The sequence below is a fragment of the Clostridium punense genome, from assembly GCF_017874425.1.
In the GTDB taxonomy this organism is placed as follows: Bacteria; Bacillota; Clostridia; order Clostridiales; family Clostridiaceae; genus Clostridium_J; species Clostridium_J punense.
Window position 1 is genome coordinate 72,713 of the sequence record NZ_JAGGLL010000020.1, and the last position, 24,445, is coordinate 97,157.

Genomic DNA, 24,445 nt, shown 5'->3' on the forward strand with positions numbered 1-24,445 from the left:
AAAAGTTATGCAGCCATAAATTATGGCTGCATAGTTTTTGCTATTTTTCTGTTTTCATTGCTCTCATAGAGTTTAATACAGCAATTAGTGTAACACCTACATCACCAAATACAGCTTCCCACATTGTACCTACTCCAACGGCTACAAGAACTAATATTATTGCTTTGATTCCTAAAGCAAAGATAATATTTTGCATTACAATTGTTCTTGTTTTCTTTGCTATTTTTATAGCAGTTGCAATTTTAGAAGGTTCATCAGTCATAATAACTACGTCAGCAGCTTCAATTGCAGCATCTGAACCAACACCACCCATTGCAATACCTATATCAGCTCTAGCTAAAACTGGAGCATCATTTATTCCATCACCAACAAATATTAACTTACCTTTAGAAGACTTTTCTTTATCTAAAAGCTCTACTTTTTCAACTTTTTGGTCTGGTAATAATTCTGAATAAACTTCATCTAGCCCTAATTCTTTGGCAACTTTAGTTCCAACAGTTTTATTATCTCCTGTTAACATTACAGTTTTTCTAACTCCACTTGCCTTTAAAGCTTTTATAGCTTCAGCTGAATCTTCTTTAACTTCATCAGATATTACAATATATCCAGCATATTCTTTATTGATAGCAATATGAACTACAGTACCTATAGTTTCTATCTGTGCATATTTTATATTTTCTCTAATCATCAGTTTGTGATTACCCGCAAAGACTTCTTTTCCTAAAACAGAAACTTTTACACCATGTCCAGATATTTCTTCATAGTTTTCAATTGATTCTTTAGCTATATCCATACCATAAGCTTTTAAAATTGAAGTTGCTATTGGATGGTTAGAATAACTTTCTGCATAAGCTGCATAAGTTAGAAGTTCATCCTTTGTAACATTTCCTTGTGGCTGTATATCAGTTACCTTAAATACTCCTTTTGTAAGAGTTCCAGTTTTGTCAAATACTACTACCTCAACGTTGTTTAAAGCTTCAAGATAGTTACCACCTTTAACAAGAATACCATTTTTTGAAGCCCCACCTATACCTCCAAAGAAACCAAGCGGAATAGATACTACTAAAGCACAAGGACAAGATACAACTAAGAAAGCTAAGGCTCTATATATCCATTCTGAAAAAGTTGCTCCACTTATAAAAAGTGGTGGAAGTACTGCTAATGCTATAGCAGAAAAAACTACAACTGGTGTATAATATCTAGCAAACTTAGTTATAAAGTTTTCTGTAGGAGCTTTTTTACTACTTGCATTTTGTACTAAATCAAGGATTTTAGCAATAGTAGAGTCTCCAAATTCTTTTTCTACTTCTATAGTTAAAAGACCATTTTTATTAATAACTCCACCTAGTACGTTATCTCCAATGCCTACTTCTCTTGGAACTGATTCACCAGTTAGAGCAGAAGTGTCTATCATAGAATTACCTTCAATTACCTTACCATCTAGAGGAACTTTTTCCCCTGGTTTTACAACTATTATATCGCCTACATTAACTTCTTCTGGGGATACCTTTTTAATATCATCACCAACTTTTAAGTTAGCAAAGTCAGGTCTTATATCCATTAATGCTGCAATAGATTTTCTAGAACGATTAACAGCCATACCTTGGAATATTTCTCCTAATTGATAGAAGAGCATAACAGCTACCCCTTCTGGGAACTCACCAATTGCAAACGCCCCAATGGTTGCTATACTCATGAGGAAGTTTTCATCGAAGACTTGCCCCCCTCTAATATTCTTAAGAGCTCTAAGCACAACTTCTCCACCAACAAGTAAATAACTTATTAAATAAAGTATTAGCTCAGTATAAAAACTAAAGTTAAACATTGAAGCAACTGCAAAAATTGAAGCTCCAACTCCAAGTTTTATAAATTCACTTTTACTACTTTCATGATTATGGTCATGATCATGTCCATGTTCATCATCATGTGAGTCCTTGTGAGTTTTATTTCTATTTCCTTCTAAAACATATACCTTTACATCAGGTTCAATTTTTTTAACATATTTTTTAACTTCTTCTACAATACTATCTTTATCTACATTGCTCTCAATTTCCATAATAAGTTTTTGAGCCACAAAATCAACTACTGCACTGTTAACACCCTGAAGGTTTCCAGCTTCCTTTTCAATTTTTGCTGCACAGTTTGCACAACATAATCCCTCTAACATTATCACCAATTTATTTGATTTTCCTGAAGTTTTTTCTTTTACAACTACATGGGATTCAATTTTATTTATTGTTTCAATGGATGCAGCAACTAGTTCGTTAACCCTACTTATTTCTTCTAGTTCCATTGTCAAGGTCTTAGTTACAAAATTAACTGAAGCATTAGCAATTCCATCCATACTATTTAGTTTAGTTTCTATTTTTGATGCGCAGTTGGCACAATCTAAACCCTCTAAGATGAATTGTTTCTTAATCTTTGTAACTGGCTTCTTTTGCACTGCATTTAATTGCATTATTGTCTTTGGCTTCACAGTGCTTGACTCTAATTTTATTTGTGTTGGTTTATTATCTTTTACACTTGGCTTTGAAATCTTATTATTACTCATTCCTTACTCCCCCCAAATCTATTTACTTCTCATTTAAATGAGCTAATCCTTGATCAAATATACCTTTAACATGATCATCATCTAAGCAGTAATAAACAACCTTTCCTTCTTTTCTATACTTAACTAACCTAGCTTGTTTAAGAACCCTTAATTGATGTGAAATAGCTGATTGATTCATGCCGAGTAAAGCAGCTATATCACATACGCACATTTCCGATTGGAATAATGCACATATAATCTTTATCCTTGTACTATCTCCAAAAGTTTTAAACAAATCTGCTAAATCATATAATGTTTCCTCTTGTGGAATAGTTTCTTTAACCCTTTTTACAACATCTTCGTGAATAACATTGCAATTACAGGTATCAATTATTTCTTTATTATTTTCCATCCCTAATCACCTCAACTGAATATATGTTTATCTGTTCATATGTTTATATATTCAGTATATGCTAACTATACATTTTTGTCAAAGATTTTTTTCATAAATTTAGTAATTTTTTTATTCATACTCATTCCTCCTAGAAGTTCCCCTTTTATTTTCTCTATCTATGCTCATGCATAGTAATAAATCATGGAGCATATATGATTGTATTTATTAAGTTCCTGAGCAAATGCGTGTATGCACACTCCCATTTAAATAGCAAACAGCAACTTACAACCTTTTACACGCTTCTTGAAACATAGTAATTTCATGGCCTTGCAGTCACTTTTTATTAGGCTAAAAAGTTGAATTTCATTTATAATAAAAAGCACTATGAAAACTCAGCTAGAGTTTCCATAGTGCTTATCTATATATATTCGTGACTTTTATTTTTTATTAAGTTTTTAGAATCTCTTTAGTTATAGAAAGAGCTATTTCTTCCAAAGTAATTATCTTATCTATATATACTTTCTGTTATGTTAGTACTGATTCCACATTCTTTTCCAAGCCTTATAATAGTGCCTCCAATAAGGTGTCCTTCGTTTTTTCTTTTTCCACTTTCTATATCTCTTTGATAAGACGTCTTTGTTTCATAGGGATAAAAACTGGCATTGTTAAGGTAAGTTTCAATTATAGAGGGCTTCACAGGAATTCCTTTAGCCTTAGCTAGTGAAACAACCTCCTCCATAATGCCTTTTATCAGCTCTTTAGCTTTTATATCCTCCATGACTTGTCCAAAGGTCATATCTAAATGAGTGGTAACCAAAGCAAAGGGAGCAAACATAATATATTTTTCCCAAATTGTAGGAAGGGCATCTTCCATCCATGTAAAAGGAATTTCAGCAACACTTAGCATGTTGTGAAGCTCTTTTGGTTCATAATCCACCTTTTGTGGATCTCTTCCTAACACTAACATGGTGGTTCCTCCCTTATGTAGAACTACTCCTGGTTCCTTTATAGAGGAAGATATAAAGATACAAGAGGGCAAAATAATTCCAGTTTTAAGTTTTGCTCTTATTCTTTCATATATGTCCACACCATTTAAAGGTGCAATAATCACAGTTTTATCATCTACTATTTTATTAATTTCTTCTATTGCTTCTTCCAAATCATAGCCCTTAACACAAAGGAATATATAGTCCATCACAGGCAGTTCATTAGCACTTTCTACTGCAGCTACAGGGCGGCATACTAAATCCCCTTTTGACGGTGTCATCAGCTTGAGACCACTTTCTTTTATAGTATCTAAATGTTTTCCTCTAGCTATAAAATATACTTCATGACTTTGGTTTTTACATTGATTTGTGCTATGACTAAGGATTCCACCTAGATATCCTCCAACTCCCCCAAGGCCATAGATACATACTTTTTTTGTAACCTTTTCCACTTTCAATCCCCCTATTTATAAATTTTCATAAGTTTATGATACTGATTCTTTTGAACTCTCTATTTTATTTATTGTGTCTTCATCTATAGCCTGCTTCAATTCTTTCATATACTTTGAGAATTCTACTTCTTTCTTCCCATATGTAAGGTTTAATTCATACTCAAGTGGTAGCCATGTTGATATATGGGCCTCATTGTGTTGAATTAGTGTCTCCATCTTATCCAGCGCCTTATAAATTTTCGCTTCCAAGGTCTTTTGCTCATGCATTTCTAAAAATAGCATAGTAAGTTCTTTTTTATAGGGCTCTGGTATACTGCTAAGTAATTGGGTAATTGCCCTATCTTCTTCAAGCTCATGACTTTCAGTTTTGTAAAATGCAGGTATATCTCCTGTGACTGCTTCTCCTAAATCATGAAAAATACACATTAATATTACTTTATTGATATCAACCTGAGGAAATTCATCCTTCACAAAGTACGCCATTAAAGATAATCGCCAGCTGTGCTCTGCAACACTTTCATGACGATTAGAAGAAGTCCATGAATGTCTTGTATTATTTTTAAGATTTTCTGCAACAGCCATAATCTCCATAAATTTTCTTATGTTCATTTTCCCAAACCTCCTACTATATTGTGAAATTATCTTATTTAAGTATATCACGCCAAAGGGTAGTTAAGGATAAATATATTTTCAAACTCTGTTTAGACCAGTTTGGATTTTATTTTAAAATAGAATAAGCCACTGAGAAAAATCTTCCCAGCACTTTAGATGCATGGACACTTTTTCTTAGTGGCTGATTAAATTCTCTTATAAACCTAGGGTTTTATCAAATATAACCTTTATATTTCTCTAGTAGATTAGTAGGAGAAACTTATTAAGGCATAATAAAAAATTTTAATTTGCTTCATTTTTTAGAAAAAGACTATTTGAAAACTTAAGGAGTTTACTTAAAGGGTTCAAACAAAAAAATACAGTAATTTCTACAATAGTTTTTGTATCAAAAAACCTATGCTAATTGGATAATTTAGCATAGGTTTTGCATTTAATTATCTAAGTATTAATAAAGAATATTACCATACAATTTCAGTTATGTGTTATCCATAATATCAGATACTATTGTATATAACTTTTCCATATTTCAAGAAATATTTCACATCTACTTCTATAATCACTATTTAATTGTAATATCATTTTATCATAACTCATTATCCCTTGATATAATAACTCTACGATGTGATTATAAGTTTCATCTTTAGATACTTTAAATTCATTTGCCCCAATAACATCTACTTCTAAATACTCGAGTTTCTCTGAAAACCCATATCTATGAAAGTTTGTATTATATTGATTATCTCTCATAACCATTTGAGTAACTAATACTTCCATAATAAGTGTATGGGCTAAATGTGAAGAAATTAAATAATCTTTTCTCATTAGTTTACCTAATGCTTGTACTGCAACAAACCAAAACCAATCTACTTTTTCTATATCCCAAATTAATGAAAGGTTTCTTTTTTGTATTACATGTTCATCAATAGATGTTTGTTCAGATGTCAGCAATGGAGCAAGTTTATCACAACGGCAAATGAAAGTAAAGTCGATTCTTATGCCTGTCTTTAAGCATATACGCATACCTTCTTTATCATTAATTCTTTCTTGAAATATAATTCCAAAGATTTTATCTTTAATCCCTAATCTTGAAAAATATTTTTTATAAATTGGGGTTTCAGCATTATAATCATTAGGGTGTAATTTGAGATAAGCATTTATATCAATATCGCTGTATTTGTCGTGGTAACACTGCTCTAATCCCTTCATAATATTTTCACAATCATCAATAGATGAAATAAAAACATCTTTAATTTGAACCCTTTCAACCTCTGGCAATGTAAATAATACTGATAAAAAACTTTTCGCTTCTTGTTGCATTATTTCTTTGTTAATTTCCATATTCCTTTTCCTCCTTTAATTATTTAAAATTAAAGGCTACCTCTTAATTTTCCCATATTTCTCATCTAAATCACCCCTCGTCAAACGTATCCAGTTCAAATTTACCATATTTTCCAATTGCTATTTATTATTTCATATACCTATTAAACGCTACTATATTAACTCTCCATCTCACCACTTGCTGTAACAAGAGCTCCCTCAAGTATTATTTCAAGTTAAATTACTAATTTCATAATAATTTCGTCATCATCACGTTTATTTGTATCTATAAAACCTAATTTTTCATAAATATGCATTGCATGAGAATTTTCAATACTACATGTCAATATAATATCATTGGATTTTCCAAATGGTTTTGACTTTATATACTCTATACATAACTTTACAGCTTCGGTTCCGTATCCTTTTCCTTGATATTTCTCATCAATCATCAAATGCCAGATATTATATGTTTCCTCATCATAATCATAAATAACCATAACATACCCTACAATAGTGGTCTCTTTATAAATTGCAAAGGGGGTGCATTGATTATAATATACATAGGCCTGTGCTAAACTACGAATAGGATGCGATACAAACTTATCTTGTCCACATCCAAGTTTTAAATTAAAACACTCAATAAAATTGCTTTCATCAACCTTCTTTAAAATTAATTCATTATCCACAAGGCTCCTCCTCTTATTCTTACTATTATTTATTTTTTTACATTCGCTTCATAGTGCCTTTCATTAAGCTTCACTACTTCAAGTTCTTTTATACTCTTCTTTAATTTCAATGCTAAACTTTCAATTCCAAAAACTTCTGTGAAAGTATGACTCCCAACCATAAGATTTACCCCTTTAAACTGAGCGTGTTCAGTAGTATGCAAATCACATTCACCAGTAATATATACATCACACTTATTTTCAAAATGCTTTTTTTTTTAAATATATAATATATCTAAAGGCTCATCATTTTCATTTTCAAAATATACATTACTTGATGGTTTAATGTGATAGTACTCATTTTTTTCAATAGGATAAGATTCTTCGTTAATTCTTAAAATTCCTTTCCCATTCAGAACAAAAAGACTAAATTCACGTGGAGATTGTTTTAGGCACTCATTGGCTTTTATTGAGAAGAAAGCATGAATAATTCCTTTTTTAAAGTCTGAAAACAATCCAATTCCCTTTACATTATGCAAATTTATGCAATTCTCATGTTTGACGAAAATTTTTCCAGGATACTCTTTGCTGAAGAAGTCATGGAATTTATGCAACCTATCAATAAATTTCAACTTTTCTTCTTGTATCTCATGGTTCCATCTTATAAATTTATCCTGGATTTTGTTTTTCAGATTGATAAGAGAACACATTACCCCATCTTTATTTGGTTCATTAGCAAATGCAGTTAGGGGAGACAATTCATTCTTATATAACTTTTCAAGGGTAACAATTGTTAAAGTGAACGTCTCTTCAGGAATAATTTTTTCCTCATTATAGATGTTTATGTTTCCATCCCTAATATCAACCTGCCATATATTATTTTTTTCAATATCCAAGAATTCAAGTTGAATTCTTATAAAATAGTCTTTATCAATTTTCTTAATAAATGCTTTAGAGAAATCATCAAATATCTTTTTAATTTCCATTCTTTTCACCTACTTTTTTATTTGAAATAATAATACTTTGCTTATTATAAGCATTTTCCACTTGAGTAAATATAGGCGTTACCGCCTATACTCCTCTACAGAACCGTACTTGCCCTATTAAGGCATATGGCTCTTCACATCATATTTTATTCATCTATAGAATAGGCTTACATTTATTTTGGGTTCCAATAGCGGAAAAGTCTTCAATAAGCCATTGAAGAATGTATCAATTGTGTAACTCCTTCTTTGACTTCTTCTATTTAACCATTTAAGTAGAAGCCATTTGACCGAGTTCTGAAAACTCTTCACACCTCTTGTATTATCTGTAACACCATAATATTGATAGTGTCCCCTTAGCTTTTGATTAATTTTCTTAATCAGTTCGCCGACAGGCATTATTCGATTATTCTTAATCCATTCTTTCATAGTCTTGACTTTGCTCCTAAATTTCTTCCTGCTAGTCTTAACCTTACATCTGAAGAATTTCTTCTTACCAGCTTCGCTACAATAGAATGTAAATCCTAGAAAGTCAAAGGTTTCTGGTTTCCCTAGACCTCGCTTAGCCCTATTTTCCTTAGCAAATCTCCCAAATTCTAATATCTTTGTTTTCTCCAAAGCAAGCTCTAATCCAAATTTCTTGAACCTCTCTATAAGCTTCAAGTAAAACTCTTCTGCTTCCCACTTATTTTGAAAACAACATACAAAATCATCACAATATCTTATTAAGTAGGCTTCGCCTTTGCACTGCCGCTTAACTTTAACAGCAAACCAATAGTCCAAAACATAATGTAAATATACATTTGCAAGGACTGGAGAAGCTCCATTTCCTTGTGGTGTTCCTCGTTCACTATCTAGATATTTACCTTTTTCCATGATTCCAGCTTTTAAGAATTTCTTAATTATATTAATAAATTTCTTATCCGCTATATCATGTTCTAGGAACTTAATTAACCACTCATGGTTTACATTATCGAAGAAGCCTTTTATATCTGCTTCAACTATGTAGCAAACCTTGCGGTATTGGATATCCTCAATTATTTGCCTAACGGCTTGATGACAATTTCTGTTTGGTCTAAATCCGTAGGATTCATTAAAGAATTTTGGTTCATACACTTCTATTAATATCTTTGCTATGACATTTTCTACTAATTTGTCCTCATAACATGATATACCTAACGGTCTCATCTTCTTGCTTCCATCTTTGGGTATATATGCTCTTCTTATAGGTTGTGGCTTATAACTATCATTTTTCATTCGTTGTACTAAATGCTCAATGTTAGTTTCTAAATTCACCGAATAATCATCCTTTGATACTCCATCAATTCCTTTTGCCTTCTTCCAATCCATTTCATTATGGCTAGCTATAAGAGTCTTTTCATTGATGTAGTATGCAAGATTTTGAACCTTTCCATCTAAATTAGCTTTTCCTATGTTGAATTGTATTCCAAGTAGCTCATTAATCATGTTCTTCAGCTCTCCTGTCTGCATAATTTTAAGCTTACTTGAAGCTATGTTGTGCTAACCCCTTCCCTCCACCTGCTTTCGCAGACTTCTAAGGTACTATGAGTTAGTCGGACTTCCTATAATGCTTTTGCTGGTCTTGCTCGTTCCCTTACTTAACTTTGCATACTGGAAAAAAAATAATTTCCCAGACACTATAGGACCTCAGCTGTTCTAGTAATATACTTGTCATCAAACTCGCCAAGCACTCTGACCTCGGAAGAGTTCCATAAATCTCACCATAACAATTTATAGAATGTTGTCTGCGACTACTAATACAGTATCGACCTCTTCATTAAAAAAAGAATAATTTCGCGGCTCAATAGCTTCACTTTCGTTTCGGCTCGTTTGCTCCCTGTCCTACGCTTAAATCTAACGTTACCGTTTCGACTCCAAGGACTCGGTACAGGCTACTGGCTAGGTATTACCTGATAGGATTCTCCTACTATATATTAAAAGCTTACTAATGATAACAGAGTTATCCATTATCAAGAGGAAACATTACGCAAGAGCGTGCTGTTTCACAGCTCGCACATTAATTCCATTCTACCATATAATTACTGTAATAATATACCTATAACCCAGAATTACTTACATTAAAACGCCCATAAGGACACTCTCTAGCCAATACGTATTCAGACTTAAAACATTAGGTATCTTAATAGCTTGCTATTTAAACTCCTAATGTTTTAATTTATTTTTCTATCCATGATTTATGTGCTTCTTTACTTAATTTTAGTGTAAGCCCTCTAAAATAAAGCCTCTACTTCTTCTTTTATAGTTAAGTTTGAAATTAGTTTTTGTTATAGTCTTAAATCACTTACATTTTAAATTGCCATGTAAAAAAACGTAAAATTCTATTTTGAATAATACGTTTTTTAAAATAAGCTATATTTCAATGATAATTGTATTTGTGTAAAATTAAATTTTATAGTCAAGAGTATTGATTCTAAGGTTCTTTTTTATTCCCTTCAAATTTCTTGCTGCTAATTTCTTTAAAAATATCATTATTTTCATTAGAATTCTGCTGATTATTTTGGTTATTTACTATGATACCCTTCACTTGAGATATTTCAGCCATCAGAGTTTGAAAATCTTCCTTAGTTAGAGGTTTTTTATTATCCATAAGTTCATATCCTAGTTGACCACTCACTTCTATTGTTGCATATTTTATATCTGAAATTGAAGATACCCCCATTTGCCTCAAACGTGTTTCTAGCCTATCAATAGATAATCTTAATTTCCTCAACTTCTTCATATCAGGCACCCCATTTTCAACAACTATAACTGCTTTTCCTGAGAACAACTTTTCTAAGAAATCTACTTTAACCTCTAGGTATTCTGTAATTATCATTAACACAGATAATATAAAGGCCGCTATGAATGTAATCAGTAACCCATTGCCAGTTATAGGCTGAATTAATAGAGAGCCTAGTCCTATCATTACAACGGTTTGAGATATTGTCATCTGGGAAATAGATTTTCGTCCACCAATTCTTAAAATAAACGTACCTACAAAGAAAATAAGTATTGCTTGCCAAATCCAGTCTAGATTCATTTCATTCAGCTCCTTAAAAAAATTAATTGCTTTACTTATTATCTTCCCCTACTATCATTTAATTCATTTCTTATCGGATTTTTATGAATGAAATAATGGTCTCATAACTCCAGAAGAGTTCTATAACATATCAAGTATCAGCATCACTATAGCTAACAAATGAAATAATTATTCATATTAGGAATAAATGAACTATTGAGAGTTTAGCAAGACTAGTTTACTGATGAAGGAAAATCAACATATCACCTTATTCTTTTCTTTTTCTCTACATAGTATATAACCTAGATTCTCTATAACATACTTTCTTACTTGTTACACTAAAAGATCATTAATTCTTTCAACAATATATGAAACCTCCCTATTGTCTCTTGCTTAATTTTATTATGATATGTCTTCAATACTCACCGCTGCCTTGGTTATAATCAAAAGCTTTGTATTACAACATAATATTTTTAAGTTAACATGTAAAAACACCACAAACTTCATTTATGAATAATGTGGTGTTCAAAGTAATTATTTATTTTAGTGTTGCTAGGTTAAAATTGAAAACTGTATAGTAAAATAACTTTCTATTTAAACCAATCTATTATCTCTTTTACAACTTCATTAGGCTTGTCCCAGTGAATCAAATGACCTGCTTCCTCAATTCTTTTCAGCTTGGAATCCGTACATTTACTAAAATTCTCAGCAAAGTTGTTTCTGTACTCATTCATTGAATTAGGTAATGTACTTTGTAATAAATAAATTGATTTTGGCAACTTCTCATAAATAGAACTAGGTGGACAATTATACATTGATTTTATAGCAGCTTTTGCGGTAACACCATTTGCATGCCATCTATATTTCCCCTTTTCTACCTGTACTAAATCTTTTGAGGCTTCTTCTAGTAGATTAGACCACCTTATATAATTGCTTTTCTCAACTTCAATATGTTCTTCAACTGAATCAAAGCAATAGTCATCAAAGTCTTGGATATAATAATCAATTTCTCTTTGTAAGGAGGTTATATTTCCTGATATGGAAGTCTGATAATCATACCATTCCTTCTTTAAATAATATCCTCCATCTAATAACATTGTCTTAATTACTTTTGATGGGTAAGTGTATAAATAGTAAAGTGCAATATCTGCACCATAGGAATGTCCTAAAAGATAAATTTTTTTCTCAGTTATAGTTGAAATAACTTTGTCAATCCATGTAACCATATTAGGCATTTCATAATCTTCTTCTCTCTCAAATGCTGGTGTTTTCCCGTGTCCTGGTAAATCTATAGCTATAACATTATACTCTCTCCTTAACAAATAACCTAACTCAATAAAACTCAAGCTTGTACCACCTAAACCGTGAAAACATATAATTGTTGGATCTTCTTTATCTCCCCACTGATGGATTCTTGCCTTATTATAATCTTTATTAATAAAAATCTCTTTCATTACTTTCTCCTTAAAATATATTTGGAATACCGTATTATTTGAAATCCAAAGAACATTTCCATTGTCTAAAATTAAAACTTGCGTTGCCTTTTAATCTTAGAGTATATCAACATATATAATGAATTTTTTCAAACTGCATAACTTATGTATATTCATCAAACCATTTCTTAAATGTACAATATATATAAAGGCTCATCATTTTAGTTTTCAAAATATACATTACTGGATGGTTTAATGTGATAGTACTCATTTTTTTCAATAGGATAAGATTCATCGTTAATTCTTAAGATTCCTTTTCCATGGAATTGATATGCCTCTTAGTTGTATCTAATACATACTTGTCATCATGCACCTACTTTAAAGATTAAGCTGGTTTTTAGAGAAGTTTGCTTGTAAAGTTATATGCAGCCTCATCTTCCCATTGAGATATCTTAACATGACCTAAAGGTAATCCCTCAGCATTAAAATTTAAGAGTTCCTTAAGAGAGCTATAATACAGTTCTCTGTCAATCCGAATTTTGCTTAATAAAAGTTTTTGAACACAAGGCTTACTGTTTGCATCTGAAGGGAGCATAAGCATGTTTAGCCCTCCGAAATATCTTTCTTTGTTAACATTTGGTTTAATCATACTTATACAAGCAGTCCCCTCGCTTTGACTATAAAGATTAAAAGATATCAGTTTATCTGAAATACTATACCTTCCTGAAAAGCATTTAATTACCTCTCCATTAGCTAGTATCTTAAATACCACATCCTTATTTAAAATCTCAACAACGCCTTCATGTATAGCTCCTCCCCTAGCTATATTAGTTACCAAAAAATAAGCATAATAGTTTTCTTCAAAAACATTGAAATCTGCATCCAGACTGTTTTCCATATTTTCAATATCTATTGTTGTTAAAGGCAATAATATAAGCTTTTCCATGCTTATACCATATATCTCACATATGTAGATCAAAGTTTCTATTGATGGAAAGGCCTCTCCTGATTTGTACTTAGAAAGCAAGTCTTCTGATACACCTATTTTCTTAGCAAGATCCTTTTGAGTTGCTTCAAGTTTTATAAGCTTCTTAAGGTTATATATAAATGTTTTAGAAGATTTTTCATATATAATGTTTTTTAAAGCCTTTACTTTATTTACATTTTCAAGTGCGCTGCCCGAGCTGCTTTTGATAAAGTCCAATTTGCTTTTTACCTTTTCATCAATTTCTATTAGCTCATGTAACTCTCTTTTCATTCTCCCATCTCCCTTGTATTTCTCTGAAGATCATTTATATTTTTGTGTAATAATGTTCAAGTTACTTGAATAATATTCAACTTATTATTTGATATTTTTCAACTAAATTTGATACTTATACATACTTATTGAGTCATCTCAGTTAATATATTACCATAATTATGAAGCTTCCAAAATATTCAAACAAAAATAAGGTTGGTGTTTCTAGTGAGTAAAATTATTTATGCTATTTTATTAAGTTTCTTATTATCTTCCATCATTGGAGCAATACTTATCCCATTGTTTAAAAGATTAAAACTAGGACAAAATATTCGCGAGGAAGGTCCAAAGAGCCATTATAAAAAAGCTGCAACTCCTACCTTTGGCGGTATAATATTTATTCTCTCATCTATAATTACAATGTTGTTTTTCATAAAGCAGTATAACAAGGAAATTAAGTTTGTTTTCTATTCCTTAATAGTATTCGGCTTCATAGGTTTTCTTGATGACTTCTTAAAGAAAATCCATAAGAAGAATGAAGGATTAACATCAAAACAGAAGATGCTACTATTACTTTTTGCTTCAATCACTTTTGCAATATATGCATTTTATAATCCTAGGATTGGTTCAAAAATTATCCTTCCCTTTGTGGGAAGAACGGTAGATCTTGGACTATTGTACATACCATTTATTATATTCATTTATGTAGCCACAACCAATTCAGTAAACTTAACGGATGGATTGGACGGTCTTGCTACATCAGTAACTCTGCTCATAATGGTATTCTTTGCTTTAGTATCTTTTAATATGGGTTATTATAGTTTAGCAATCTTCTGTGGGTGTATGTCCGGTGCATTATTAGGGTTTTTGAGATTCAACTCTTTTCCAGCAAAAATAATTATGGGAGATACTGGCGCCTTGGCTCTTGGTGGAATGGTAGCAACAATAGCTATAATCCTCAAAACTCCACTAATTATTGCAATAGTTGGAGGCATATATGTTCTAGAAGCATTATCTGACCTTATTCAAATTATTTCATATAAAACTTTAGGCAAGAGAGTCTTTAAAATGGCACCCATTCACCACTCCTTTGAGCTGTCAGGATGGCATGAATCTAAAATTGTTTCCTTATTTTCAATAATAACAACTATTTTATGTCTTATAGGATTTTTATCTTTTTAATTTTTCTGCTGAGCCGATTATTTACTACGCAGGACTATTATCTTAAATCTATTCTACCATATGATTACTGTAATAATATACCTGTAAAGTATTCATCAATATTTTCCAACAAATCTTACATTTTATTGAGTTAATTCCCAATATACTTGAGTTAACTTTTATTTTCAGTTTTGAAAAAACTTTGTTCTCAGCTTGAAATTAAAACTACGTAGCTTTTTATCAAATTCTGAGCCAAGCTCCAAAAAACTTTATGCAGCTTGAAGGTTAGTATTAACTTTCAAGTTGCATAATCTCATTTTTGTTATCCTCATAATATTTTCATGTTCATCTTCTACCTGACTTGATTATCCATATAATTTTCATCTAATAAATTATTATTGAAATTAATTCATTAAAAATAAGTACTATTCTAATAATCTTTGTTTTTATTTTATTTAAAATATTTCTATATAGCACAGTCCAGAATTTAAAATTTCTCATTAAGACTTCTCATATAATACTTTAACTTTTAAAATTCACTTCATCATTTATAGCTTTCTATACTTACCAAATGCTTTTTCTGAATCAATGTGAACTTCTTTAAAGAAAAGAATTATCCAAATAAGAATTATCATAATTGCACAGTACTTACTTATACAATATGATAAAAATGCTCCTAAAAGTAAAATCATAGACCAAATGAAAAGACAGTTTCGCATATCTAAACTCATTTTCTTTTTATCATACTTTTCTCTATCATCTTTAGAAATGGTATTAAATCCACTAATTAAAATAGCACCTTTTTCTTTTAATAAAGCAAAAATAATTGAAAGCACAGAAAAGGGTACTGCTAATATTAGACATATTATTCCCCATACATTCATTCTATTAGCCTCCTTTTAATTGTAATACAATTAATTAGGATATAATATAAAACCTAATTTTAACTTTTAATCAGTATTTAGGGCCTTTATAATTAACATTCTGATTGAAACTCCTATATTTGTTTTTAATTAATTTCTTTATTTTGCATCTGCTCATGTATCCTTAAAATCGCAAAAAACAAAATCACTAAATTAAGAATAATAAATGCTATTTGAGCTAAGAAATCAAAAGATAATAATGATTGAATCTGTAAAGAATTACCGATCTTATTATTTATGAAACTGTTTATGGGTTCTTGTACATACCCCTTCAAGTATATTAAGCTCAATACTCCTATAATTGCACTTACTATTTTACTGTTACTAATTTTCAATAACCATAATACCAATGCCATAAATATTATATAAGAAATAAAAAATTTAGTTGCACTTGTTACTTCAATATCAAAGATAATAAATTCAAAATTGTACCATAATGTAAACACATAGGATACAATAATGTATACTATTGTACAACTAGTATTAAAAACCGTTCCATTTTTAAAATCTGTCACATTGCTTCACCACCTTTATTTAAAATCGATACTTAATTGTTATCACCAATTAATGAAATTAAACCATTTGCCAGAGTTTCTCCCCAGCATAAGTAATCATGTCCACTATTAAACTCTTCATATTTAACCTCATATCCCTTTAATTCTAGTACATCTCTTAGTTTTTTATTAACACCTATCATATTATCTTTTGGTTCAAGAATTCCTACATTTAAATAGAATTTAAGGGGTAATCTTTCTATTTTGTTAAATTCAGTACTCATCCAACAAGCACTTTCAACTTCCTTAAAGTCTTCTGGTTTGTACCAATATGCCCCTGATTGTGAAAGCACATTTCCAAAAATATCTGAATGTCTTAATCCTAAATATGTTGCAGTAAGTCCCCCTAAGCTAAGTCCACCAATTATTCCATCCTTAGCTTCAGAAGAAATATTATAATTTTCTCTAAACCATGGAGTCAATTCATTGATTATAAGATCCACAAAACCATCACTACAACATAATTCCTCATATCTTGTATCAGTAGAATCAATAAATAATACAACTATTGGTGCTATCTTTTTATCACAAATTAAGTTATCCAATACTGTTTTTCCTGAAAGTATATTAAGATACTCATCACCATCAGTTAAAATTAAAAACTTATATGGCATATTAGATTTTTTATACCCATATGGTGTATATATTCTAATTCTCCGATCTTTTTCTAACTTTTCACTATGAAAGTAATATTCCTCTATATCTCCTTTAGAAATATTTATCCTTTCTTTCACCCAAAAATGTTCTTGTGCCTTAGGCATTACAACATAAGAAACCTTTTTTTCTTCACCATCCTCCTCACATAAAATTAAAAAATTCTTATTCAGCTCATCATGTGTCAAATTAACTTCTCTCGCTTCCCATCCCTCATCACTATCAATAAGTGAATCATTTACAGAAATAGTATAATCAAAACGTAGATCATTTTTTATTTTACAAGTAATATACCATAGGTTGGTATTTAATAATCTCTCCATTTTATACTCTAAGAACTTTTCCCATCCAATTGGAGGTATAAATATAACATTTTCAACTTCTTCATCTGCTCTATAAATAAACATTACTAAGTTATTTTCTAAATCCCCTGTCAATTCTTCTATTAAAGGCGCCCCATTTCTTTCTATTTTGTTTCAAAACTCCTGTAAAGCAGTATTATTTCCTTGTTCAATATCCTCTTCTAATTTCAAAATTATTCTACTCTTTATTTGTGATTTTTCCATATGATTTCCCCCTATATTACTAATTCAATAAATACCAAAAAAATTAAGTCCATTACGCCTCAAGGTCTTGCGACCTATATTAAGCCTCCCTATTATTACTCCCACAGGTTTATTAGGTCAATCCAATATCTTTGAGTAGTCTCAGAAAAAACTTGGTTAAAAACCTCATTTTCTAATATTCCATTGTTGTTTTGAATAACTTTGGCTGATGCAATATTTAATTTGTCGCAGGTTATTAAAACTCTGGTTAAATTTAATTCCCTGCACTTTTCCAAGGTCAATTTTAACATTAGGGTTCCATATCCTTTTTTTCTTTCAGTTGGTCTTATGGAGTAGCCTATATGTCCTCCCCTACTTAATAGGGATTCATTTAATTTATGCCTTATAGTAATCATTCCAATGATTTTACTATCTTGGTTTCTAATTAAAAAGTAGGTATTTGCAGGCACCTTGTCCTTTTCTATCTTTGACATATCTATAGACTTCTCAAGTTTAAGTAGCCATTCATCATAATTATCATACCTATTGAGTCCTGCAGTACCATTGATTTCTGAATTATGCTGTAGGAATTCTTGTATGTATTCAAAAGCTTGCTTTTCAAATTTTTTAGAAGGAGCTATTAAACTAAACTCACTCATTTTCTCACCTCTTAAATTTAATAGTTAATTATAATCCATATTTTTTACTATGGCTTTACCCATAAGAAAATTGCAGCACATCTACCATTTTATTGCATTAATTTCCAATATATATCTGTACCCATCCAACCCACAGTTTCACTAAAACATGAAGTCATTGAGGTAATAAATGGTTATACTAAGGTTCATTAATAATTTCTATTAGTGTTTATAGGCTTTATATGGTAAAATAATACTATAAATCAATATTATGTAGATGATGGAATACTGAAAAGTCGCTTGACACCGTAGGAGAAAGAAGTAACCAATCCGAATTACTTTGAAACTCTCAGGTAAATTACAGTTTCTTGATACAACTCTGGAGAGACTACAATTTGTAGCATCGAAGAAGTAATACGGTTTGTACCGTAAAATCTTTCAGATAAAAAGACAGAGAAAAGGGTATTTTCTTTATAATACCTTTTTCTCTGTCTTTTTATATTTTCAAATGGAAAATTTATGCTTTATATTGAATAATACGTTGAAAGTTTAGGTCTTCACCTTCTATAAGGTGCTACTAAACAATCTTGCAGCTTCTAGGCCTTAACTAGGAACTTTAGTGTAAAAAATTCCTTTATTTAGTTCAAATCTATTTTTAAAGTTGCTTACAAAATGAACTTGTTCATTATTTATAATCATACAAATAACCATAAGAAGAGATAGAATTTTCTCAGTTGTTTAGAGAGGCTTTATGTAAGAGCTCAACATAAATGGATAACTTTCTAAATTCTTAAAATGCTTAAATTAGAATAAGGAGGAGTTAAAAATGGAAGTTTTAAAAGGTTTATTTACCTTAATGCTTGTATTAGTGATGTTTTATTTATTTAGCTCAAAAGCTTATAAGGGTGAAAAGGCCATGACTGGCTTGGCAGGAGCTGCTGTAGCAACCTTTTTGGTAGAGGCTATTTATAAATATATTTTAGGTGATGCAGTAGGTATTGCTTTTGCTGCAGAAATAGGAAAAGCCGCAGGTAGTGTAGCTGGAATTATTTGTGCAATACTTGTGATGTTAAAAATGGATGTTGAATTTGATGTAGCTGCAGCTACTGGGGCAGTGTTGTTTGGCTTCGGAATTTTACCAGGATTTGTAGCAGGCTACCTATTAGCCATAGTATACGACAAGTTAAAAAGTAAATTAAATGATACTTTAAAGTTAATTGCTATATTGCTGTTGTTTGTGCCTTTAGCAAGATTCATAGCAGTATTAGTAAATCCGGTGGTAACTATGGCCCTTGAAGAAATTGGTGTTACCATTGTGAATGCTACAACTATGTCACCAATATTCATGGGTTTTGTACTTGGAGGAATTATAACTGTAATAAGCACATCTCCACTTAGCTCAATGGCTTTAACTGCAATGTTAAGTTTAAAAGGAATTCCTATGGGAATTGGTTGTATAGCTTGTGTAGGCGGTGCTTTCGCTAATGGCATGATGTTTTTAAAAATTGGAATAAAAGATAAGTCTAAATTGATTTCCTTAATGCTTGAGCCATTAACTCAAGCAGATTTAGTTACTAAAAATTCTGGTCCCTTATATACTGCAAGTTTTATAGGTGGAGGCTTAGCTGGAATTATTGCGGTACTATTTAAAATCAAAGTAGATGCTCCAGGAACAGCCTCATCTATCCCTGGATTCTTTACACCTTTTGCTTTTAATGACCCAATAGTAGTTTCAAAAACTCTGTTATTTGCAATTATTGCTGGGATACTTGGAGGAATTATAAGCACTTATGCTTACGGCTTTATAAAAGAACTAAAATTAAAAAACAGTTTTCAAGCCACCTCTAAAAACACTTAGTTAAAATAAGTATTTCACTTTACTAGCTTTTGGCTATTCTTCAAAATACGGCTGGTAATATAAGAAATTAATGGAACTCCCTTGGGGTTCCATTAATTTATATTATTTTCAAAGAAACCGCGTAATAAGTCAATGTAACTATCTGTATGAATCAAACTAATTTCTCCATGACCACTCTTCTCAATGATTTTTAAATAACTACCTTTTATAGTGTGGTGAAGTAGTATTGCTGATTTTTTCATAACTGACAGTTCCTTCTCTCCAACCAGTATTAATGTCTTTGCTTTAGTATTACCTAATGTTGATGGTAATGAATAGCCACCATTACTTTTTGTAATATTGATTAGGGATTCCTTTGTCATCCGTGAACTGTCCATGTAATAGGCTTCAAATAATTCTTCGGGGACATTTAATGTTTTAGCCTGTAGTTTTGCATACCACCTTTTTTTTATTAACCCATAACACAGGTTATACATTGGTACAGTAAGCTTAGTTGCCATCTTCATTGGATAAACTAAAGCACTTTCTATAACCGCATACTCAGTAATATCGCCTTCTCGTGATAGTATTTCTACAACAATTTGAGCGCCAATGGAAAGGCCACAAATTGAAAAAACTTTTCCCTTATAATTATTCTTTATATACTGAATAACCCCTTCTGCTGATTTTTCTATGCTTATAAAAGTGTTATTCCAATCATCACCGTGTCCGTCAATTATGGGTGTAACAATAAAATAATCATTTTTTAGTGCTTCAATTTGTGGTTTTAATGACCACCAGGACAATCCACCACCATGAAAAAAAATCATTACCGGCTTATTTTTATTTCCAAACTCTTTAAATATCATATCTACCCTCCACATACCAAAAATCACAAGAGTAATTTTCTTAGATATTTGTATACACAAATTGTAACCTTTATATCAAACTAATATATTATTATAGAACTATGCCATTTTTCAATATTTCGGTTAAAGCAGGCCTACTTAACAATACATGTTTCACTTTCATCTTCCCCCTTATAAAATATAAATAATCCTTAAGATGCTTTTCCTTTATTTTTTCAGGAATACCATAAGCTGCCTTAGCAAGGCTACCTATTATTGCAGCGAGGATGTAACTGTCTCTACCAAGGAATTTTACATTTCTTATTTCACTAAGCTCAATTGTCACACCTCCACTATTTTGATTCAAACCTCTATAATTAATAAATCCAATATATTAAGCTCTCTCCATAGAAGGAGTATCTTTCATACATATTAATAAGTTTAAGTAAACAATTAATGCTTTCGTAAATTATCTTCTTATGACTTAATTAATTAAACCATATTATACCATAATTACATATAAAAATACCTCTATCCTAGTATTTTGAGGAAGAATAAACACATCTTTGTGCGGTGATTAAGCCCCTTTTTAAGAATAGTTTTTATAACTATTAAAAATGAAATCAGAATTAAAACCCAACTTATAATCGAGTCATACATGTTTTACTCATTTTCTCAAATCTAGCCATAGCAAATATCAATAGTAATTGAGGGACCTTTTAAAAAGTGAAACTATAATATTAGTCTGTAATGATATATGTAATTGAAAGACTTAAAGGATTTTATAATTATTAATAGAAATATTTACTTTTAGACTATGCAACCATTTTTAATATTTTAGGGTCTAATTATTATACAAAGCATATACGTATATGAGTTTTGGAGGATAATATATGGATTTATTAATCAAAAGAGCCCAAAAGGGAGATGAAGAGGCATTTATTGAAATCATGAATCAATACATGCCACAGATGTATAAGGTTGCTAAAGCCAGGCTTAAAAATGAAGCTGATATTGGAGATGCTATACAAGAGACAATTCTCTCTTGCTTTAAAAGTATCAAAAAGCTTAAGAATACTTGTTTTTTTTAAACTTGGCTAATTAAAATTCTAATTAATAAATGTAATGATTTATTGGGTGATAATAAAATTATTTATGTAGATGATTTCCAAGGTGCAATTGATAGTAATATGGAGTTACAAGCTGATAACATTATTGAAGATAAATTAGACTTTGAAAATGCTTTAAGTATTTTGAATCAAGAGTACAAGCTGGTAATTATACTTTATTATGTCAATGGGTTTAACACACGGGAAATTAGCGAAATTCTTAATGAAAAAGAAGGCACTATTAAGTCACGATTAAGTAGAGCAAGACAACAATTAAAAGTGCATTATGTTAAGTCAGAAAATAAAAGCTTTAGTAATGGAGGTTGTTAGAATGAGTACAAACTTTGATAATCAGTTAGAAAACATATTCAGTGAGGATATTGAAATTCCTAAAAGTATTATAGATAAAAAAGAAATGGCTTTTACTGAAATAAGAAGCATGTCAAAGAAAAATAAGGTTTCCAAAAAAAGAAAAATTATTTCTGCAGTTGCTGCAATGTTTATTATAGGTTCAACCTTTATTGCAACGGATGCATTTGCAACTATTGGTGGTAAGACAATATCCGCAATTAAGACCCTATTCTTTAAAGATGAAGGGGTTCAGAAAGCTATAGATAATGGACTAGTTCAAAACCTTGGTAACGTAAACACAGTGAAGGATAAAGGCATAGAAATTGGAGTAACGGATATAACTTATGACAGCTCAAAACTAGCACTTTCCTTAAATATAAAATTTGACGATAGAGGTTTATTAAATAATCTACAAGAAATAGAGTTTGATATGAATTTAAAAGATAATAATGGCAGATATCTTATTAAAAGCAGTACTGAAAATTTAAATGAAGAACAGCTAAAGTCACTGAAACAGTTAAAGGCTGATTTTGACTCTAACAAAGTAATAAATAAAGAAACTGGAGAAATTAAGTACAATTTAGTTGTAAATTCTATGGAACCTATTTCAGGGATAGATGATGTAACTTTAGATATTAAGGCAGTAAGGTTACTAGCTTCAATTAATGATAAGCTTCAGGAAAATATATTCTCAGAAGCTGAAAGCAAATTAGAGGAATACGAAGTATTTAACTATAAACAGAGAAACCTAAGGTTATATAATTTAATTGAAGGTAAATGGCAAACTAGTATAACTTTAGATGAAAAACTTAAAGATGGTAAGGAAGTTCTCTATGTCCCCGAAGGCGTTAATGGAGATATAATAAGAGTTACTAAAGCGGAGCTATTGCCTACTTGTATGTATGTAACCTTAGAATTTGATTCTGATTTTAAAGGGGAAGATCGTAAAAAAATTATTAATAAAATAGATCAAGCTACCTTAGTCGATGATAACGGTAATGTTCATAATTCCACATTAAAGGGACATTTTACAGGTGATGATAATGCTCATCTGCTAAAAGTAAAAAGTTTTGAAATTACTTCCTTTGATTATGATGGAAACTTTAAAGTTATTTTAAATGATTTTAATGGTGAAAATAAAGAAATAACCTTGATTAAAAAGAACAAGTAAATAGTTACTAAAAGAGATATGATCACCATATCTCTTTTGTCATTAAAAATATTTAAAAGTTTCTTATAGTAGCTACATTTGAAGTCATATTCTATGGTTAAGTTTTTTGGAGTTTATGAGCCTGTATGATAGAGCCTATTGGTTCCTTTTTCTTTAGTAGCTTAAGTCATAACAGATTATAGTTCTAACCAACATTACAATCAGTTGAGCTAATATAAAATCATTTACTTAGATCTATCACATCTACCTACTCTCCTAATAAAATTAGTTAAACCAATAATCACCATGAAAACAAATCCTACAATTTTAACTGAATTATTATTTTTTCATATACTACAAGTAAAATTATGGTTGAAGTCAAAGCAAAAAGATTTGTTACAATTAATACTAAATTTTTTCTCATAACTCCCTCCCGTTCTTTGGCATAATTTTATATGTTTACTGCATATGAAATTACTATTTTTCAACACTTAAGAAGATGTTAACTTAACTAGGCATCTTTAAATTCCTTATATTCATCAATATAAAAAGTCACATTTCCACAGCTAGTGCATACAGCTGCCTTTAGTTTAGCTTTCTTATTGCTTAAAAAACCCCTAAACTCTTTTGAAATAATAATATCTTCAATTTTCCACCTCATACCAATTTCGCAGTCCTCAAGCATCTCTTCTCCACATTGATTACATATTCTACTCATTTACAATCCCCCTTTTCATAATATACTTAATACTACTTAATCATTGATAAATATACTTCTAGGACATATTCATCTATACGATTTCTAAACTCTCAGTAACTAACTTTTATATTTCATCTAAAATAGTAGCAGTGCAAAAGAATATTGTAAAAATGATTTCTATGCACATAAGTATAATTATCCAAGAGTTGCGCTAATCTACAGACATACTGCCCTTCCCCCAATAAAATAGACACACCAAACTCGTTATATCTCGTTTTTTCATAAGATAGCTAGTTATTTTACTTTTAAGCTGCAGTTACTTT

At 30.5% G+C, this 24,445-nt stretch carries 23 protein-coding genes, 1 pseudogene and 1 riboswitch; of the genes and pseudogenes, 5 read left to right on the forward strand and 19 right to left on the reverse strand.

Translation table 11 applies throughout. The features are described from left to right. Positions 1–40 precede the first annotated feature (40 nt). From J2Z44_RS13305 to J2Z44_RS13360, 12 genes and pseudogenes are all read right to left on the reverse strand, one after another. A complete protein-coding gene (locus J2Z44_RS13305) occupies positions 41–2,551 on the reverse strand; it encodes a heavy metal translocating P-type ATPase (RefSeq protein ID WP_021285339.1) in 2,511 nt (836 codons plus the stop codon). Between the two features lie 22 nt (positions 2,552–2,573). After that, positions 2,574–2,942 (reverse strand): ArsR/SmtB family transcription factor, encoded by a 369-nt coding sequence (locus J2Z44_RS13310; RefSeq protein ID WP_021285338.1) that lies wholly within the window; start codon positions 2,940–2,942, stop codon positions 2,574–2,576. 487 nt (positions 2,943–3,429) lie between these two features. After that, positions 3,430–4,362 (reverse strand): ketopantoate reductase family protein, encoded by a 933-nt coding sequence (locus J2Z44_RS13315; protein WP_021285337.1) that lies wholly within the window; start codon positions 4,360–4,362, stop codon positions 3,430–3,432. 33 nt (positions 4,363–4,395) lie between these two features. Then, entirely contained in the window at positions 4,396–4,971 is a 576-nt protein-coding gene (locus J2Z44_RS13320) for an HD domain-containing protein (RefSeq protein ID WP_021285336.1), read from the reverse strand. Positions 4,972–5,475: 504 nt separating this feature from the next. Beyond that, on the reverse strand, positions 5,476–6,312 hold the full coding sequence (locus J2Z44_RS13325) for a hypothetical protein (protein ID WP_021285335.1): 837 nt from the start codon (positions 6,310–6,312) through the stop codon (positions 5,476–5,478). 215 nt (positions 6,313–6,527) lie between these two features. Continuing rightward, a complete protein-coding gene (locus J2Z44_RS21590; RefSeq protein ID WP_021285334.1) occupies positions 6,528–6,980 on the reverse strand; it encodes a GNAT family N-acetyltransferase in 453 nt (150 codons plus the stop codon). A gap of 29 nt (positions 6,981–7,009) precedes the next feature. Beyond that, positions 7,010–7,216 (reverse strand): annotated as a pseudogene (locus J2Z44_RS13335) (Nif3-like dinuclear metal center hexameric protein); the annotation flags it as partial. A gap of 21 nt (positions 7,217–7,237) precedes the next feature. Further along, the gene (locus J2Z44_RS13340) at positions 7,238–7,945 is read right to left on the reverse strand and encodes a hypothetical protein (protein ID WP_021285332.1); all 708 of its coding nucleotides are present in this window, start codon (positions 7,943–7,945) and stop codon (positions 7,238–7,240) included. Between the two features lie 150 nt (positions 7,946–8,095). Beyond that, on the reverse strand, positions 8,096–9,409 hold the full coding sequence (gene ltrA / locus J2Z44_RS13345; RefSeq protein ID WP_021285331.1) for a group II intron reverse transcriptase/maturase: 1,314 nt from the start codon (positions 9,407–9,409) through the stop codon (positions 8,096–8,098). Between the two features lie 985 nt (positions 9,410–10,394). After that, entirely contained in the window at positions 10,395–11,003 is a 609-nt protein-coding gene (locus J2Z44_RS13350) for a DUF421 domain-containing protein (protein ID WP_021285330.1), read from the reverse strand. Positions 11,004–11,572: 569 nt separating this feature from the next. Next, positions 11,573–12,436, reverse strand: a complete 864-nt coding sequence (locus J2Z44_RS13355; protein ID WP_209649659.1) for an alpha/beta hydrolase — start codon at positions 12,434–12,436, stop codon at positions 11,573–11,575. A 376-nt stretch (positions 12,437–12,812) separates the two neighbouring features. Next, a complete protein-coding gene (locus J2Z44_RS13360; RefSeq protein WP_021285327.1) occupies positions 12,813–13,673 on the reverse strand; it encodes a helix-turn-helix domain-containing protein in 861 nt (286 codons plus the stop codon). Between the two features lie 207 nt (positions 13,674–13,880). Between J2Z44_RS13360 and mraY the strand changes: the two genes are divergently transcribed. After that, complete coding sequence (gene mraY, locus J2Z44_RS13365) at positions 13,881–14,834, forward strand: phospho-N-acetylmuramoyl-pentapeptide-transferase (protein WP_021285326.1); 954 nt, start codon at positions 13,881–13,883, stop codon at positions 14,832–14,834. Positions 14,835–15,361: 527 nt separating this feature from the next. Here the strand turns inward: mraY and J2Z44_RS13370 are convergent. The 4 genes from J2Z44_RS13370 to J2Z44_RS13385 form a co-directional block, all read right to left on the reverse strand. Beyond that, on the reverse strand, positions 15,362–15,697 hold the full coding sequence (locus J2Z44_RS13370; RefSeq protein WP_021285325.1) for a DUF3784 domain-containing protein: 336 nt from the start codon (positions 15,695–15,697) through the stop codon (positions 15,362–15,364). Between the two features lie 125 nt (positions 15,698–15,822). Next, the gene (locus J2Z44_RS13375; RefSeq protein ID WP_021285324.1) at positions 15,823–16,251 is read right to left on the reverse strand and encodes a hypothetical protein; all 429 of its coding nucleotides are present in this window, start codon (positions 16,249–16,251) and stop codon (positions 15,823–15,825) included. 32 nt (positions 16,252–16,283) lie between these two features. After that, the gene (locus J2Z44_RS13380; RefSeq protein ID WP_021285323.1) at positions 16,284–17,381 is read right to left on the reverse strand and encodes an alpha/beta hydrolase; all 1,098 of its coding nucleotides are present in this window, start codon (positions 17,379–17,381) and stop codon (positions 16,284–16,286) included. A 224-nt stretch (positions 17,382–17,605) separates the two neighbouring features. Next, the gene (locus J2Z44_RS13385; RefSeq protein WP_209649661.1) at positions 17,606–18,148 is read right to left on the reverse strand and encodes a GNAT family N-acetyltransferase; all 543 of its coding nucleotides are present in this window, start codon (positions 18,146–18,148) and stop codon (positions 17,606–17,608) included. 348 nt (positions 18,149–18,496) lie between these two features. Further along, a riboswitch (glycine riboswitch) is annotated at positions 18,497–18,591 on the forward strand. A 362-nt stretch (positions 18,592–18,953) separates the two neighbouring features. On the opposite strand from J2Z44_RS13385, the gene J2Z44_RS13390 reads away from it, so the two are divergent. Further along, complete coding sequence (locus J2Z44_RS13390; RefSeq protein ID WP_021285320.1) at positions 18,954–19,985, forward strand: PTS sugar transporter subunit IIC; 1,032 nt, start codon at positions 18,954–18,956, stop codon at positions 19,983–19,985. A 92-nt stretch (positions 19,986–20,077) separates the two neighbouring features. Here J2Z44_RS13390 and J2Z44_RS13395 read toward each other — a convergent pair whose 3' ends face one another. Both J2Z44_RS13395 and J2Z44_RS13400 read right to left on the reverse strand, forming a co-directional pair. Continuing rightward, the gene (locus J2Z44_RS13395; protein ID WP_021285319.1) at positions 20,078–20,833 is read right to left on the reverse strand and encodes an alpha/beta fold hydrolase; all 756 of its coding nucleotides are present in this window, start codon (positions 20,831–20,833) and stop codon (positions 20,078–20,080) included. Between the two features lie 91 nt (positions 20,834–20,924). Continuing rightward, a complete protein-coding gene (locus J2Z44_RS13400; RefSeq protein ID WP_021285318.1) occupies positions 20,925–21,158 on the reverse strand; it encodes a hypothetical protein in 234 nt (77 codons plus the stop codon). A 547-nt stretch (positions 21,159–21,705) separates the two neighbouring features. Here J2Z44_RS13400 and J2Z44_RS21595 point away from each other — a divergent pair. The 3 genes from J2Z44_RS21595 to J2Z44_RS13410 are packed head-to-tail and all read left to right on the forward strand — an operon-like array spanning position 21,706 to position 23,443. Further along, on the forward strand, positions 21,706–21,903 hold the full coding sequence (locus J2Z44_RS21595; protein WP_245353368.1) for an RNA polymerase sigma factor: 198 nt from the start codon (positions 21,706–21,708) through the stop codon (positions 21,901–21,903). Positions 21,904–21,912: 9 nt separating this feature from the next. Then, positions 21,913–22,251: a sigma-70 family RNA polymerase sigma factor gene (locus J2Z44_RS21600; protein WP_342591518.1), complete on the forward strand. Its 339-nt coding sequence runs from the start codon at positions 21,913–21,915 to the stop codon at positions 22,249–22,251. A 1-nt stretch (position 22,252) separates the two neighbouring features. Further along, positions 22,253–23,443 (forward strand): DUF4179 domain-containing protein, encoded by a 1,191-nt coding sequence (locus J2Z44_RS13410; RefSeq protein WP_021285315.1) that lies wholly within the window; start codon positions 22,253–22,255, stop codon positions 23,441–23,443. A 490-nt stretch (positions 23,444–23,933) separates the two neighbouring features. Here the strand turns inward: J2Z44_RS13410 and J2Z44_RS13415 are convergent, their stop codons facing one another. Continuing rightward, complete coding sequence (locus tag J2Z44_RS13415; RefSeq protein WP_021285313.1) at positions 23,934–24,140, reverse strand: hypothetical protein; 207 nt, start codon at positions 24,138–24,140, stop codon at positions 23,934–23,936. Positions 24,141–24,445: the final 305 nt, after the last annotated feature.

Excerpts from the sequence above, each read along its gene's own strand:
- J2Z44_RS13350 (WP_021285330.1), bottom strand. The coding sequence starts at position 11,003 with ATGAATCTAGACTGGATTTGGCAAGCAATACTTATTTTCTTTGTAGGT.
- J2Z44_RS13340 (WP_021285332.1), bottom strand. The coding sequence starts at position 7,945 with ATGGAAATTAAAAAGATATTTGATGATTTCTCTAAAGCATTTATTAAG.
- J2Z44_RS13305 (WP_021285339.1), bottom strand. The coding sequence starts at position 2,551 with ATGAGTAATAATAAGATTTCAAAGCCAAGTGTAAAAGATAATAAACCA.
- J2Z44_RS13390 (WP_021285320.1), top strand. The coding sequence starts at position 18,954 with ATGGAAGTTTTAAAAGGTTTATTTACCTTAATGCTTGTATTAGTGATG.
- J2Z44_RS13310 (WP_021285338.1), bottom strand. The coding sequence starts at position 2,942 with ATGGAAAATAATAAAGAAATAATTGATACCTGTAATTGCAATGTTATT.
- J2Z44_RS13370 (WP_021285325.1), bottom strand. The coding sequence starts at position 15,697 with ATGAATGTATGGGGAATAATATGTCTAATATTAGCAGTACCCTTTTCT.
- ltrA (WP_021285331.1), bottom strand. The coding sequence starts at position 9,409 with ATGATTAATGAGCTACTTGGAATACAATTCAACATAGGAAAAGCTAAT.
- J2Z44_RS13360 (WP_021285327.1), bottom strand. The coding sequence starts at position 13,673 with ATGAAAAGAGAGTTACATGAGCTAATAGAAATTGATGAAAAGGTAAAA.
- J2Z44_RS13355 (WP_209649659.1), bottom strand. The coding sequence starts at position 12,436 with ATGAAAGAGATTTTTATTAATAAAGATTATAATAAGGCAAGAATCCAT.
- J2Z44_RS13395 (WP_021285319.1), bottom strand. The coding sequence starts at position 20,833 with ATGATATTTAAAGAGTTTGGAAATAAAAATAAGCCGGTAATGATTTTT.
- J2Z44_RS13385 (WP_209649661.1), bottom strand. The coding sequence starts at position 18,148 with ATGAGTGAGTTTAGTTTAATAGCTCCTTCTAAAAAATTTGAAAAGCAA.
- J2Z44_RS13325 (WP_021285335.1), bottom strand. The coding sequence starts at position 6,312 with ATGGAAATTAACAAAGAAATAATGCAACAAGAAGCGAAAAGTTTTTTA.
- J2Z44_RS21595 (WP_245353368.1), top strand. The coding sequence starts at position 21,706 with ATGGATTTATTAATCAAAAGAGCCCAAAAGGGAGATGAAGAGGCATTT.
- J2Z44_RS13410 (WP_021285315.1), top strand. The coding sequence starts at position 22,253 with ATGAGTACAAACTTTGATAATCAGTTAGAAAACATATTCAGTGAGGAT.
- J2Z44_RS13415 (WP_021285313.1), bottom strand. The coding sequence starts at position 24,140 with ATGAGTAGAATATGTAATCAATGTGGAGAAGAGATGCTTGAGGACTGC.
- J2Z44_RS13320 (WP_021285336.1), bottom strand. The coding sequence starts at position 4,971 with ATGAACATAAGAAAATTTATGGAGATTATGGCTGTTGCAGAAAATCTT.